Raw genomic sequence first — 14224 nt, 5'->3', positions numbered from 1 at the left:
GCTTAGCTAAGTGTGGCAAACCGTTGAAAGGCTTGCCACATAAAGAACCGTTACAAATCATTGCAATGTTGAGGGATAGATTTTCGTTTTAGAAGTCGATGACTTTCGGCTCGCATGGCGAGAGTTTAATGGGGGGCATCATGCCTGCGTCGATCATATCCATGTATTCAGTCATCCATTTTTCAGTACATTCAGATTCGAATAGATCTTCATTGACGTTTTTTACAACGATACGCTGCCCTCTACTTGGCTTTGCAAAAAAGGAGTAACTAGCCGGCGATACATAAGCGCTCAGATCGCCATACACTGCTAAAAAGTTATAGTCATCAATGGCATCAGGGGCGAAACTGTGAGATGGTTTTTTAAAAACATTTTCACAATAGTACTCATAGTTTTTTAGCGCATTGGCCTCTATGTCTTTTAGAAAGTACGGCCCTTGCTTACCCATCTGACGTTTGTCATTTACCCAGTATCTATCTTGGCAGTATGTAGCTATCGAAGTTGTCGCTTCACCTATTCCATAATCATATTGCGACCAGTCAATTTCCTGATATAACCCGTATACATAATCAGCGTATTGCTGGCCGTTACCTGCCAGCGCTAATGAGAGCAATACGGGGACATGTTTAACCATTTCGGCATTTTCAAAGCCAAGGTAAATATGTGTTGCAATGTCATAGCCGTTGAATTCATTTTGCAAGAAGTAAGAAGCTGGTTCACCCTCAAAAGTGAGCGGATCCAAAGAGATATCATCGATTGATTTGTCGATGTCCCCTTCAAATATGTTTTGGTATTTCTGACTGCATATGGTCGAGTGTCGACAGAGTTGCACTACTCTTTGCACGGCAATTGCCCAGCTTTCAGCTGTGTATTCCAGGGTGGGGTATCGCTCTGGCTCGGGGTTGAGAAAAATGGCTGATTTAATAAGGTTTGGATTGTTTCGAGCCAAAATCTGAATTGCTTTGGTTTCCTGGCCGTATGCGATCACATGGAAGCGCGGAAGCTTCATCGCTTCGCTAAGTGCAACTATGTCATCAGCAGCTCTTTCTGCTCGATACTCGTAAACATCACTTCCTCCGGCTGATATCTCCTTTATGCAATTGCCAAAGTCCATTCTGTCCTGAGTTGAATACGCTTCCTCTTCGGGACAGTTCGGGATTGGTTTAGCCAACCCTGTTCCTCGAGTATCAATATAGATATGTTTTCTGTTGCCAAATTCATTTGAGGAAAACCCCGCTAGCGCTTTCGCTATGTGTTCTTCACCCAGACCAAGCCCATATAGAGGGCCTATGCTGGGTAGAACTACCGGAGCCAGTTTTTCGTCAGTTTCACTATCCGTCAAAACCACCACGGGTAAAGACAAAATAGTGCTGATTTTTTGGGTTTTACTCTCAGGGACCCTCAGTTGATAGCACTCTGCAGTGACTGCTTTTGGAGTATCAAACCAGCATACTTTTTTAGAAATGTTTGCACTGTCGTGGCTAACGGAGAGGGCCGTTGCCAATAAAATTGAAAAGAGTGTCATCCAGACTCACCACTTCCTATGTGAACTAGTAATCACCACTCGTCGGACAGATTATTAACAGCGAATTCGAGTAGTTGAATAGTTTCAATTCTCCATGGTTTATCCAGATAAACCAATGCTAACAAAATAAAAATTAGAGCTTGCTCATGCGATTCGGGCTTAGGTTCGTTAAGGCTAAGTGCACCGGTCCTGTGCACTTAGCCTGAATTTAAATAGGTTGTTTCAGGAGTACATATTTCTCTGCTCTGGCAGATCGCTCAGGTACTCCACAAATTCCACTTCAAACCCTGCTGGATCGATGAAATAGACGTTTTTTCTGAATGGTTCATCGGCTCCCTGTTTAGCCACTTCAAAACCTGCGTCACTTAAGCGGGTGATCATCGCGTCCAGGTTATCGACTTCGAAGGCGAAATGGGCCAGACCGGTGCTGCTTCCGGTTAAATCTCGGTTTTCACCTTGGCCAGCGCTGTTCAGGGTGATGTAGTTATTGTCATCGCCAAAGTGTATCCAGCTACGGGGGGTGCCATACCACACCTGATCGCCACCGCCACGGGTGCGCCAGTGCGGAAACGCGGCTTGGTAAAATGCCAGTGCTTGGGCGATATCGGGGACTACCAGGTTGATGTGTTCTAATCTAATCATGAGGTTTTTCCTTATTCTTTGGCTGCAGGCTTAAGCTGTATGCACTACATGCCGTAGGGGTAGTTACCTTGATTTGGGTGTGGGTTTGTGTGGGCTTCTTCTCGCAAGGGTTTTAGCGCTTTTGCATACTGGTGCAACATGTGCAGGGAATAGTCGACTCTGTCTCGCAGCCTGCTATCGCGAGGACTTTCCGCTTGGGCACTATTAAGCACTTCCGTGCAATCTCTGATGATCAGGTGATCGGGCACCGCAACCAGTTTGATGTTTTTAGTCGCATTCATACGCAGCTCTGCAATAGGGTAGGCGCCACTGATACCACTCACAACAGATACCAGTAAGGCTGGCTTGTGAGCACACTCGTTCAGGCCACACATCAGCAGAAAGTTCTTCATAATTGGTGTTGCCATGCCGCCCCATTCAGGCGTAATCAGCACCAAAGCATCAGCGTCCCGGACGGGTTGTGACACCTGCTCCCAGACCAGTGCATCTTTAGGGGAGAGCTCCCCTCCATCCCAAAATGGTAGGTCATAGCGACACAGTTCGATGTGGGTGACTTGCTCATAATCTTTGACCGTTTCAGCCAGATACCCGGCTACTTTGGCGCTTTGAGATCCTGTGCGATGGCTTCCACTGATAATGGCTAGCTTTATTTTTATAAACTTTGTTGTTTATTTAATAAGTAAGCTAGAAGGTTTATCTATTAAAGTAAAGTAAAGTAAAAAGTTTATTTAATCTTGGTTTCTTCGCGGTGTTTGGCTCGCGGAAATAGGGGTTACTCACAGTTTTCAATGCGTTAGCGGATGTAATCTATCGCTCTCGATATGATGAAGTTTTAGTGCGAGTCTATTCAGTTCTGGTGGGGCTATGTGTTTCTGTGCTGAACCCAACCAAGAGAATGGGGGGATGAAAACCATGGGGCTAAAGCTGGGTAGGCAAAACTTGGTGAACGGCTGTGTATCTCCTGGCCGCACACTCTTGATGACAAGCCTGTGTTTGGCGACTTTTTCTCTTTGCGTAACAACAGATGCAGCGCCCGCAGTATCAAGTCATTCTTCTATCATCTTGCCTATCACAAGTTTAGCCATTGCCAACGAAAGCTATGCTGAACTCGCTGCGTTGCAAAAAGCATCTGCTGAACCTGCGCCCGCACCCGCAACCCAGGCGCCGGAAGACAATATTGAGTGGTACCGTCATGCTACGGGCTACCATATCTGGCTTAAATCTTTTGCTGATGGTGATGGCGACCAGATCGGTGATTTTAAGGGCATTATTCAACGCTTTGATTATCTCAATGACGGCAATCCAGCGAGCTATGCAGACCTTGGTGTCGATCTGATCTTACTCTCTCCCTTTTATCAGTCCGCCAGACAATCCAACGATCCTCTCGACAATATTCATGGTTACGATGTCACGGATTACTACCAGATAAACCCGCTGTTTGGAGACGAAGAAGATTTAAAGGCGTTGTTGGCACTGGCCAAGTCGCGGGGCGTAAAAGTGTTGTTCGACTTTGTGCCCGGCTATACCTCAGTGGAGCATCCCTGGTTTAAATCGAGCCGGGCAGGGGGCAAATACAAGAGTTGGTATCCCTGGCGTGACGAGGCGCCAACAGATTGGGAAGACGCCTGGGGCGGAGGAGAGTGGCACCATGTGTGGAAACCTGCCGACGGCCGCTATTTTTACACCTATTTTCAAAGTGAGGAAATTGCCGATCTCGACCACCATAACCCCTTAGTGCGAGAAGAGATGGCCAAGGTGCTTAGGTACTGGCTGGATTTCGGTTTTGATGGTGCGCGGGTTGATGGTACACCTTACCTAATTGAAGATGGTCCGACGCTACAAGCCGACAGGCCTGCCACCTTTGAACTGTTAAAACAGTATCGCCAGATCGCTGACAGCTATCAGCCAGCGAAAGTGCTAGTAGGCGAACTTTGGCGACCCAAGGAGCAAGCGGGTCGCTACTTTGGCAATGGGCAAGATTCCCTGCAATTGGGATTTGATTTTAATTGGGCGTGGGAAGCCGCCGAAGTGGCTGCGGGGGATCCTTCAGGCTTTGGTTCGTCAGGTTTAACGGAACTTTGGCGTTATCAGGCTCGCCACTTTCCTGCTGGCTATCAGACCATGACCTTCCTTAGCAACCACGATAGCTATCTGCCAAGACCCATGACCCGGCATAATGGCAATGCCAATCAGGTGGCGATGGCAGCAGCGTTACAACTGCTGGGTCCCGGTACGCCGATGATCTACTACGGTAACGAACTGGGGCTTACCGGCAAAGTACGGCCCGATGTGGAACTAAGAGGGCTGTTTAACTGGCAGGATGAAGCCAAGCAGACACAACAGGCTAATTCGCTGCTGCAGCAATACCGCACCTATTTGCAGATCCGCCATCAATACCCAGTTACCAAATCCGGTCAGTTCACCTCACTGCGAGCCCATCAAAGTGATGTGTTTGCACTGGCGCGATATAACCAAAATGAAGCGATAGTGCTGGTGCTCAATGTGGCTAAAACTAAGCGCACCATTTCATTGGATTTGTCCTCCTTGAAACACTCAGCGCTGCAAAAAGAGGGCATTTATCTTTCGCCTTTGTTGGGTGACCAATCACATGCTCAGACAATATTGGATGGTAACTACGACCGGGTGCGCATCGAGAACGTGCCCGAACAAAGCGTGACCGCACTGTACCTGGGCCAGCGCCAAGCGGATTTGATCGCCGCATATCCCGGTGACATAGAAGCGATCACAACACCTGTGATGTTGAGAGGGCCGAAACTGGATTCGCTTTATCTGCGCGGCAGTATGAATGGCTGGGACGGCTCATCGCCCATGACCACTGACGAGAGTGGCGTGTGGACCGTGGATACAGTCTTAAGCGCGGGTCAGTATGAATACAAGTTCGAGGTTAGGGGAGAGTCGACCTGGGGCTTAAACTGGGGCGATAACGAAGGCGATGGGCAGGGTGATGTTGATGGTCATAATATCCGTTTACGCATCTCAGAATCAGGCTGTTATCGGTTTAGCTTTGATGCTAATTCGCGGCGTTATCAGGTTGAAGCATCGGAGCGGTGCCGCTAAACGCTGCTTGGCGTTAGTTGTTAGTCGAGGTGGTTAGTTAGAAACAAGGGTATTTTGATCAAACAGCATTAGCCATTTACCCTGCTCAAAAGTAAACGTCAGGCTCAGGTAGTAGCTCATCGAATAGGGCTCACCGTCAGCGTTTAGGTCTTGGTAGTCAACTAGCAGCAGGGCGGTGGAGAGAGAGTCACCTTCAACAAGGCTTATTTGTTTTGTTTCAAGCCGCCAGTCCTGATCGTTAAACCACCCGGTATGGAACGTGAGTACGTCATTAAACCCTTGGATAACCTTGCCGTTAGGCAATATCACCATCAGGCGTTCGTCCTGCACCACTGTTTCACGAAAACCTCGTAGATCACGCTGCTGTATTGCTGCAAGGTGGTGAGCTAATGCTTGTTTGAAAGTCATATCAAGGTCCTTTTTTGGGCACGCAGCTCTTTAAAAGAACCGCTTTTTGATAAATTTAACCAGCGCTTCGCCCAGCTCATACAAAAGTACCAGTACCCATAGCCCTGATACCAAAAACAGAAACACTTTTAAGTGAGATAAAAGCTGCAAAGGCAGCGTCGATTTTTCTGGAGCAGGGCTTTCCAGCGCCTCCCTGCCAAACAAACCCTCAGCGCATACGGCGCAGTATGTCTGAGTTTTGATCACCAGCAATTCTTTATTAGTCGCGCGTTTATCGCAGCAGAAGCATTTCATAGGTTTTGTTTAGCTTTTAGAGTGCCCTAATTCACGGGAGCAGCTTCAATTTGCGGCGCAGCAGCTACGAGGCAAAGACCTTAGTATATTCGATTTGCCAGGTGTCTACTTGTAGCCATAGATGCGAATAGATTTTTCGCGAAATTCAGTTTCAAATTGTCCAAGACTCTTAAGCTTAGCCTCAATGTGCTCCAGGACTGCTGACGATGCGGAAACTTCAATCCATTCCAGCTCGCGGTAATCGTAGAAACCTTTAGGGTAGCCACTTATCATTGATTCCATTGATGATATGTAATAGTCGAAGCCAAACTGAATGTCGCTATCAATACGTATAGATCTAGGGCTTTTATCCCATACAAGCTTTACTGTGGTTTTCAAATTATCTTCCGCAATTTCGGACAAGTTCGAAAGTAACTTTACCCACTTCGCATCACTCATCAGAGCCACATTGAAAGATCTAATGATGGCATCGGTTTTGTTGCGTTTAGAGTCTAAAGGGCGCATCAGAAAGTCTTACGTGTTAGTAACTGGATCACAGATGAATTAGGCTGGCTAAACTGCCCATCGAAATATAGAAACTTTGTTTCGAAGTACCAAGAGAGCTAGAGCGAGCAATGAAATAGAGATCTGAAGCCGTTTTTACACCAAATGTTTTGTGTACCTTTACTTCATATATGTCGATTGGACTGCCGATCTTTAGTACGCCAACGGTTTCGCCGAAGGTACAACTCCCTTTTTGGTCTTCGTCATAAATCAATTCATAGTCTACGAATGACCATAAGCCAGTTTTTAAAGGCTTACCGCTGCAAACAACTGCCTGTTCTTTAAGTGGGATATCCCGACCCAAAACCTCAGAAAACCGCGGATCTGTTGAAATGTCACTAATAGAGCTGCAACCTGACACACACAAGAGTGTCACTAACAAGATGGTTACGTTATTCATACAGAGTCCCCCTTTAGACCGACCTTATCAGCTAGTTTGCTATCGAAACAGGTGGTTAGGTCACTACTATTGAAATTAGTGACTCTCTCAACCGGGAAACTACACGATTGCTTTGGCTGTGTTCTAGTCATCAGTCCGCTATTGATGCTGTATCCAATATCGTTATCCCCTTGTGATACTTCTGCGATATTTGCTCCCTAATCTCAGTTTGGTTTTGCAGTAAACCCTCGTCAGTTCTGTTGTTGCGTGGTTTGCCAGATTGTCTGTGGTGTGGGTACTTCCGATGGTCTGGGTAGCGTATTAGCCGCCGGGTGGTTTTAAGCCCCTCATGCGCGTTTTATCACCTTGGATGGACGCATAGGTTTAAGACTTGGGACAAAAATTATGAACAGGATAAGCAAAACAATTGCGATGACGGCGGTTGCCGGGAGTGTCTGTCTGTCATCGGTAGCCAATGCAGCATATGTAAGAGTGGAAGTGACCAGTTTGTTTGATCAGGGAGGGCTGGCGATCACCCCGGTGTGGATGGGTTTTCATGACGGCTCGTTTGATAGCTTTAATGCCGGCGCAGCGGCATCAGCATCAGTGCAGGCGTTAGCGGAAAATGGCGATACCTCGGGCGTGTCTGGCGACTTTGCGGCCGCTCAGGCGAATGGTGTGCAGGGCACTTTGCTGGCAACCGGTGGTATGGCGCCGGTATTTGAACCAGGTGAGAGCGCCGAGTCGGGTGTGTTTAAATTGGATGCGGTCGACAATGCCTATTTCAGCTTCCTTTCCATGCTGATCCCAACCAATGATGCCTTTATTGGTAACGACAACGCTATGGCATACAGCCTGTTTGATGGCATGGGCAATTTCCAGGAACTGGACATTCTGGTACTGGGCTCTCAAGTTTGGGATTCAGGTACTGAGAAGAATACTGGCTATGGTGCCCCATTTTTGATGGGTGCTGATGCACTGCCCAGAGAAGATGAAAATGGCCTGATAGGCTTTCACCAAGGGCTAGATGTACTGCCCGGTGGCCTGGCGATTATCGGCGGTACTACCGCGACGGGTTACACCATTGATGAGATGGCGGCTGACTTTACCCAACAGGGTTTTGAAGTGGCGCGAATTCAGATCCGTGATGTGCCAGAGCCTGCGGCGTTTGGGGTGCTGGCGCTGAGCGGTTTAGGTTTGATCGCGCTACGTACCAGAAAAAACGGTCGCAGAAGAGATGGCAGTAGCAAGAGCCTTTCGTAAAAGATAACTAATATAAAAAAGCCTTCTCTTAACCTTGTGTTTTTAGCAGAGAAGGCTTTTCCTTTTCGAATAGATCTTAACTCTTAACCGCCTGTGCGCTCGGAGCGGGCTGCTTCCTAAAGCTCACCCTAAACATTATCGCGTACAACACGGGTACGGCGATAAGGGTAAGCACGGTGGCAAAGGCCAGGCCGCCCATAATGGTGACTGACATATCGGCAAAGAACGCGTCAAACAGCAGCGGCGCCATACCCAGAATGGTGGTGATTGCCGCCAGAGATACTGGACGTAAACGACTGAGGCTGGCGTCTACAATCGCCTGCCGAACAGGTTTGCCTTCCTCAATCTGAAGATCGATCTCTTCAATCAGAACAATACCGTTTTTAATCATCATGCCAAACAGGCTAAGGAAGCCGAGCAGTGACATAAAGCCAAATGGCATTCCAGTACTGATCAAGCCAGTGACAACACCTACCACGGCCATTGGCACAATCAGCCAGATAATCAGCGGTTGACGTACTTTGCCAAACAGCAGAATGGTCACCAATAGCATCACCAGGAAGCTGACGGGTAATCCGCCTCCTAAAGCTTTTTGCGCATCGCGACTGGATTCGTATTCGCCACCCCATTCCAGCGAGTAGCCGTCGGGAAGATCCATCGCTTCAATAGCGGGGCGAATCCGGGCCAGCGCTTTGGCGGCGGTTTCATGATCGCCGGGCTCAGCCAGCACACTAATGGTCCGAATTCGATTGCGGCGCTGCAGCAGTACCTCTTCGCTTTGCAGTTCTACCTTTTCCATTACCTGACTTAACGGGATGTAACGTCTTTGCTGCGCGCTCCACACCTGAGCATCACGCAGGCTATCGACGGTAGCGTTTTCAGAGTTCGGCACTTTTGCAACGATGGGGTAGTCATAGTCACCATCACGTAGCTTGCCCAACTCCAGACCATGGGTGTTGTACTGGATCGCATCGGCAAAATCGGCACGCGTCACCCCGGCGACACTGGCGTTGTATTCTTCATATTGCGGTGCCAGCGTGATCGCTTTTTCGCGCCAGTTGTGGCGCTGGTCCTTGAGATACGGGTCTTGTTCAAATAGCTGCAGAGCCTGTTCACCCAACTGTCTGAGTACCGTGGCATCCGGGCCAGAAATACGGGCTTCCAGTTTCGCCGCTGTGCCAGGGCCAAAGATAATGCGTTTCACAAAGATATCGGCTTCCGGATCAACCAAACGCAATTTAGGCCCGATTTCAGATGCATATGCGTCGATATCGGCAGGATCTTTCATCCGCACCATAAACAAGCCGTAGCTTTCGTTACTGGATTCCGGTGCGTAGGTGAGGGTGAATCTATCAGCGCCGCGGCCAATAAACGTGCTTACTGCTTCCACATTCTCGTTGTCACGTACCAGCTTTTCCGCTTCCACCATGAACTGCTCTGTGGTGCGGATATCGCGGTGCTGCGGCCCCCAATAGTGGATATAGAAGATGGGGGTATTAGAGGGTGGGAAGAAGCCCTGTTTTACTTTACCAAAGCTGGCGTAAGCGACCACGGTGATAACAACCAGCAGCAGTACGGTGATCCAGCGAAAACGAAGGGCACCGTTAAGTCCTGCAAGGTAGATGCGGTGGAACACTGAATTAAAACTTTCGTTGGCGCCACTGTTACCCACTTTATAGAAGTATTTTCCAAACAAAGGTGTGGCGGTTACGGCCAGGATCCAGCTCAGCATCAGAGAGATCAGGATCACTGCAAACAGCGAGAACAGGAATTCACCAGTTTGGTCATCGGACAGGCCGATACCGGAAAACGCTGCAATACCAATCACTGTCGCGCCGAGTAGGGGCCATTGGGTGCGTTTAACGATAAAGCTGGCCGCGTCTTTGGCGGACTTACCCTGCTGTATCCTCAGCATCATGCCTTCAGCCACCACGATGGCGTTATCAACCAGCATGCCCATTGCGATCACCATGGCACCCAGCGAGATGCGTTGAAGCTGCAACTTAAACAGCCACATGGTGAGGATGGTGCCCATGACCGTCAGCAATAACACTGAGCCGACAACCACGCCAGAGCGCCATCCCATAAACAGGCAGAGGGTGAGGGTAACCACCATCACCGACAGTTCCAGGTTCAGAATAAAGCCATCTACGGATTCATCGACCACCTTGCCCTGGTCATAAATGGCATCCAGCGTGATACCGGCAGGTAAGCGTTCAAGCAGTAACTTCACCTGGTGATGAACCGCTTTGCCGACCTCGACAATGTTGACGTCGCTCTGGGCTGCAACAGCGAGCGTTATTGCCGGATTACCCTGGTAGCGCACCAAGTTAGGCTGTACATCTTTGGTTTCTAAGCGCAGGTCGGCAAAGTCACTGATGCGAATGGTGGCGTTGCTACCGGGCACTGCCAGCATCAGGTTGCCTATTTCCTGCAGGTGGTTGGTGGCTGACTCCACTGGCACGCGGATCTGGTTGCCTTCAATTAACATGCGACCACTGTTAAAGGGACGCAGGTTGTATTGCAATAGGGCGGCGACATCGGGAAAAGAGAGACCTAACCCAGCAATATGATTGGGGTCCATTTCTGCGACGATCTGTTCCTGCATCACGCCGTTGACTTCCACCTTGGCGACACCTGACACCATCAACAGATCGCGGCGAATGATGCGAGAAAACTCGCGCAGTTGATACGGTGAAAAGTCTGGCGCAGATAGCGCATAGTAGAGGCCGAATACCTCACCAAAGTCATCAACGACTCTGGGTTTGCCTGCACCATTGGGTAGTGTGCCCTGAGCGTCTCTCAGTCGCTTGCGCAGTTCATCCCAGATCTGTGGCAGCTGGTCGGCATCAAAGCGAGTTTTTATCTCTACTGTGATCTCCGAATTGCCAGGTTTTGACACTGAAGTTACTCGGCGAAGTTGTGGCATCTGCTGGATAGCGATCTCCAGCGTTTCGGTGATCTCCTGTTCTACCTGTTCGGCGCTGGCGCCAGGATAGGCCGTCAGCACTTTGGCCTGCTTGATGGTAAATGCGGGATCTTCCAGCCGGCCGATATTATTCAGGCCCACCAAACCACCGATCAGACAAATAAGGATCAGCAGCCAGGTATTGACCGGGGTGTCAATTGAGTAACGAGCGATATCCATGTCGGTTACTCCGCAACGTAGCGTTGAACCAACAAGCCTTCGCTCATCTGCGATGCGCCTGCGGATACAATTTCATCGCCGGCACGCAGACCATTGGCAGTATCTTCTTCGACAATGATTGCGTGTTCGCCGGTAACGCTGGCAACACGCACTTTCTGTTTGTGTACCGTTTTGGCGCCTGGATTAAAGCGCCACACACTGAAGCTGTCGTCGGCTTCCGCCACCATGGCGGTCAGAGGCACGACAATACCGCCCTGATGATGAATGTTGGCGACGCTCACTTCGACGTAGGCGCGCAGTCCTGGTGTCAGGCGAACACCTTCGGGGGGCTCCATCTCAAACAGCACTTTGTATGTTTGGGTTACAGGATCGGGTTCAGTGGTGTGTTCGACGTAGTGGATATCAAAGGTTTGGTTTACGGCGCCATTAAGAAAGGCTTTGGCACTGACGATCTTGTTGTCGATATTGGCGGTCAGAATGCGTTCAGAAACGTTCAATTCGAAGCGTACTTTGGAGATATCCTGAAGGCGCACCACAGCCGTACCAGCACTGATGTAGCTGTCATTCTCCAGTAGGCGCTCGCTGACCAGGGCATCGAAAGGTGCTTCCAAACTGGAGTAGCTGAGATCCTGACGGCTGTTTTCCAGATCGACCAGGGTGATCTCAAACTGGGTTTCAGCATTGTCCAGATCGCGTTTGGCAGCCAGGTTCTTTTCATACAGGGAGCGGATGCGCTCCAGCTCCAGTCGCGCCTGTTTATGACGAGCGACGTTTTCACGAACGCGGCGCTCAAATGGTGCACTGTCCATGGTGGCCAACAGATGACCTTTCTTTACTGCTGTGCCTTGGGGCATATCAGTGAAATTTAAGCGACCAGAGACTTCAAAATTCAGCTCTACGGTTTTTACCGGTTGAACCGTAGCAGGAAACTGGTAGTGACGCTCAGCGGTTGCGGAGATCACTTTTGATAGTTGTACCACGCGTGGTTTTAGTTGTGACTGCTTATTTTGCTCTGCGTCGGAACCGCTGTTATTACAGCCAGTTAAAGTAACTGTTCCAGCCAGGATAAAGGCTAAAGCCAAGGCGGCCGATTTCGATATAAGGGGCGGTCGCTGGATAATCAATGTAACACTCACTGCATGGTTACTATACAAAATTGAAATAAAGTTAACATATTTACAAAAAGTGTAAACATGAAAATTGCACCTTGAGAACGAAGTCGTTAACCTACGCGCCGATTGTTTGATTCAAGTAGTACGGCAGGTTATGTCTCAGTCCCGCGAAATCATTCTTAATGCTGCAGAGCGTTGTTTCTTCCGCCATGGTTACAGTGCGGCGAGCATCGCCATGATCAGCCGTTACTCTGAGATCTCCCGTGTCACCATCCACAAACAGTTCTCCAGTAAGGAGGAACTGTTTCAAACCGTGGTATTGCAACACCAGAAACGCCTACAGGATCGCTTGCCTGAGTATCCCGCTAAATATGCTTCTGTTTGGGATGCAATCAAGGCGTTATTGAACGACTGGGGTCTGCCTATCTTCGAAGAGATTAGTGATTCACTGGTATTGCATGACTTGGTGCAGGCTGCTCAGCGTTATTGTGCGAAAGAGATGGAAGCTCACCGTCAGGTGATGGCAGAGTTTGTTGCTGAGTGCCTGAAACAGAGCGCTGAAAAAGGTGAAATCTCTTTTAGTCGAGTAGGTCTCACTGCTGAAGCGATCGCCAGCAGTTTGATTTTGAGTATCAAAGGCCTGTTTACCTCTGCGACTCAAGAGGAAAGCTGCGAGACCCTTGAACAACTCATCACTATTTATCGCACGGCACTCATCGACTGATGTCTCACAGTCTGAGTAACATCCGCTAAATAAAGCAAAACGTGATATGTCACCTTCCCGAAACGCAGGGCTTTCGGTAGGGTGAATGGCAAGAATGGAACTCGATGCCTATGTACATGATAAAGAAACTGATTGGCTGGGGATTAGCCTACTTCGTTATGCTGGCGTTGGCGCTACTGGCTGTACGTTTCTATTTGGATTATTACCAATCTAAAACACTTGCTCCTCACGACTATAAACTGGTCAAAGCCGTCTCTTCCGACCTAGCCTTTATTGGCCAAGGGTTAGAGGTCAGTGAAGCTGACCCCAAGTGGCAATGGTTGTTACCGGACTTACAGTCTTTGGCTCAGAAAACCGCAGATGAGTCACTTTTCAAGCCCGATCCCATTGCCAGCCAGGTGAAATACAAACGCAGTTACCGAATTAAACAGGATATAGGTTTTGTGTTCTACTGGCTGCATAAGGGCAAACCTGTCTACCTGTTCTATCAGTTCTTGGGCGACAATGGATTTACCCGTGTCATGGCGCTCAATACCGGTGATACATCGCTCGATGACCTTATTATTGCCACCTACTTCACTGACGAGAAAAACTGGCCCGTTAGCAACTTACCTTGGGATGAGACCTACCCTGACGATGACTACTACCCAGAAGCCTTGGGGTTTATTGGAGAAGAAGTGTTTCGGCGCAGCGATTACTTCAACCGATTTCCCGGGCGCATTGCTTCAGTGATGTGGGAGCGTCTGGATATTCGGACAAAGCCTTATGGCATTTGTCGATTGCACTACGACAACTGCTTGCCACTGCCTGGAGAATTCGAACAACAGCTGGAAGAGGCGTTAGACCTGACTGTGCACACGCCGGAGAAAGTAGATAAATACCTGGCCAGCATCAAAGTCCAATATGGTGAAAACGGCAAGTTTGAAAAAGTGATCTCATTGACGCTATTTAATGGTGACTTTGTCTATTTCGAAGATGAACACGGGACAGGGCGAACAGAGATGCAAGGCGAGTTCGTTCTGGCTATGCCCGTGCCTTCCCCCTCATTGGGAGAGGGGAGTGTAGCTTTTCATATTCAAGAGAGTGAGTTTGCTCAATAACAGATGGC

General features: G+C 49.0%; 13 protein-coding genes. 4 read left to right on the top strand and 9 right to left on the bottom strand.

The window, feature by feature from the left end:
• Nucleotides 1–88: 88 nt before the first annotated feature.
• The 3 genes from ABEA14_RS17715 to ABEA14_RS17705 all read right to left on the bottom strand — a co-directional run bounded on the left by ABEA14_RS17715 (nt 89) and on the right by ABEA14_RS17705 (nt 2817).
• Entirely contained in the window at nt 89–1525 is a 1437-nt protein-coding gene (locus ABEA14_RS17715) for an alpha/beta fold hydrolase (protein WP_345341914.1), read from the bottom strand.
• Between the two features lie 222 nt (nt 1526–1747).
• On the bottom strand, nt 1748–2167 hold the full coding sequence (locus tag ABEA14_RS17710; protein WP_345341912.1) for a VOC family protein: 420 nt from the start codon (nt 2165–2167) through the stop codon (nt 1748–1750).
• Between the two features lie 44 nt (nt 2168–2211).
• Nucleotides 2212–2817, bottom strand: coding sequence for an NADPH-dependent FMN reductase (locus ABEA14_RS17705; protein WP_345341979.1), 606 nt, complete (start codon nt 2815–2817; stop codon nt 2212–2214).
• 262 nt (nt 2818–3079) lie between these two features.
• Between ABEA14_RS17705 and ABEA14_RS17700 the strand changes: the two genes are divergently transcribed.
• Entirely contained in the window at nt 3080–5245 is a 2166-nt protein-coding gene (locus tag ABEA14_RS17700; protein WP_345341910.1) for an alpha-amylase family glycosyl hydrolase, read from the top strand.
• Nucleotides 5246–5278: 33 nt separating this feature from the next.
• On the opposite strand, the gene ABEA14_RS17695 is transcribed toward ABEA14_RS17700, so the two are convergent.
• The 4 genes from ABEA14_RS17695 to ABEA14_RS17680 form a co-directional block, all read right to left on the bottom strand.
• Nucleotides 5279–5653, bottom strand: coding sequence for a nuclear transport factor 2 family protein (locus ABEA14_RS17695; protein WP_345341908.1), 375 nt, complete (start codon nt 5651–5653; stop codon nt 5279–5281).
• A gap of 30 nt (nt 5654–5683) precedes the next feature.
• Complete coding sequence (locus tag ABEA14_RS17690; protein ID WP_345341906.1) at nt 5684–5899, bottom strand: hypothetical protein; 216 nt, start codon at nt 5897–5899, stop codon at nt 5684–5686.
• A 153-nt stretch (nt 5900–6052) separates the two neighbouring features.
• A complete protein-coding gene (locus tag ABEA14_RS17685) occupies nt 6053–6385 on the bottom strand; it encodes a hypothetical protein (protein WP_345341904.1) in 333 nt (110 codons plus the stop codon).
• A gap of 94 nt (nt 6386–6479) precedes the next feature.
• On the bottom strand, nt 6480–6890 hold the full coding sequence (locus ABEA14_RS17680; RefSeq protein ID WP_345341902.1) for a hypothetical protein: 411 nt from the start codon (nt 6888–6890) through the stop codon (nt 6480–6482).
• A gap of 384 nt (nt 6891–7274) precedes the next feature.
• Between ABEA14_RS17680 and ABEA14_RS17675 the strand changes: the two genes are divergently transcribed.
• On the top strand, nt 7275–8132 hold the full coding sequence (locus ABEA14_RS17675; protein ID WP_345341900.1) for a spondin domain-containing protein: 858 nt from the start codon (nt 7275–7277) through the stop codon (nt 8130–8132).
• A 76-nt stretch (nt 8133–8208) separates the two neighbouring features.
• Here ABEA14_RS17675 and ABEA14_RS17670 read toward each other — a convergent pair whose 3' ends face one another.
• Both ABEA14_RS17670 and ABEA14_RS17665 read right to left on the bottom strand, forming a co-directional pair.
• Complete coding sequence (locus ABEA14_RS17670; protein ID WP_345341898.1) at nt 8209–11280, bottom strand: efflux RND transporter permease subunit; 3072 nt, start codon at nt 11278–11280, stop codon at nt 8209–8211.
• 5 nt (nt 11281–11285) lie between these two features.
• Entirely contained in the window at nt 11286–12260 is a 975-nt protein-coding gene (locus ABEA14_RS17665; protein ID WP_345341977.1) for an efflux RND transporter periplasmic adaptor subunit, read from the bottom strand.
• Between the two features lie 286 nt (nt 12261–12546).
• On the opposite strand from ABEA14_RS17665, the gene ABEA14_RS17660 reads away from it, so the two are divergent.
• Nucleotides 12547–13116, top strand: a complete 570-nt coding sequence (locus ABEA14_RS17660; RefSeq protein WP_345341896.1) for a TetR/AcrR family transcriptional regulator — start codon at nt 12547–12549, stop codon at nt 13114–13116.
• Nucleotides 13117–13226: 110 nt separating this feature from the next.
• Nucleotides 13227–14216, top strand: coding sequence for a hypothetical protein (locus ABEA14_RS17655; protein WP_345341894.1), 990 nt, complete (start codon nt 13227–13229; stop codon nt 14214–14216).
• Nucleotides 14217–14224: the final 8 nt, after the last annotated feature.

It is taken from the genome of Corallincola platygyrae (assembly GCF_039544265.1).
Lineage (GTDB): Bacteria > Pseudomonadota > Gammaproteobacteria > Enterobacterales > Neiellaceae > Corallincola > Corallincola platygyrae.
Note: the sequence above shows the minus strand (reverse complement) of the source record. Positions and strands in the feature narration are given on the sequence as shown.

Coding starts and splice junctions, on each gene's coding strand:
- ABEA14_RS17685 (WP_345341904.1), bottom strand. CDS start 6,385: ATGAGTGATGCGAAGTGGGTAAAGTTACTTTCGAACTTGTCCGAAATT.
- ABEA14_RS17680 (WP_345341902.1), bottom strand. CDS start 6,890: ATGAATAACGTAACCATCTTGTTAGTGACACTCTTGTGTGTGTCAGGT.
- ABEA14_RS17700 (WP_345341910.1), top strand. CDS start 3,080: ATGGGGCTAAAGCTGGGTAGGCAAAACTTGGTGAACGGCTGTGTATCT.
- ABEA14_RS17715 (WP_345341914.1), bottom strand. CDS start 1,525: ATGACACTCTTTTCAATTTTATTGGCAACGGCCCTCTCCGTTAGCCAC.
- ABEA14_RS17675 (WP_345341900.1), top strand. CDS start 7,275: ATGAACAGGATAAGCAAAACAATTGCGATGACGGCGGTTGCCGGGAGT.
- ABEA14_RS17660 (WP_345341896.1), top strand. CDS start 12,547: ATGTCTCAGTCCCGCGAAATCATTCTTAATGCTGCAGAGCGTTGTTTC.
- ABEA14_RS17695 (WP_345341908.1), bottom strand. CDS start 5,653: ATGACTTTCAAACAAGCATTAGCTCACCACCTTGCAGCAATACAGCAG.
- ABEA14_RS17710 (WP_345341912.1), bottom strand. CDS start 2,167: ATGATTAGATTAGAACACATCAACCTGGTAGTCCCCGATATCGCCCAA.
- ABEA14_RS17655 (WP_345341894.1), top strand. CDS start 13,227: ATGTACATGATAAAGAAACTGATTGGCTGGGGATTAGCCTACTTCGTT.
- ABEA14_RS17670 (WP_345341898.1), bottom strand. CDS start 11,280: ATGGATATCGCTCGTTACTCAATTGACACCCCGGTCAATACCTGGCTG.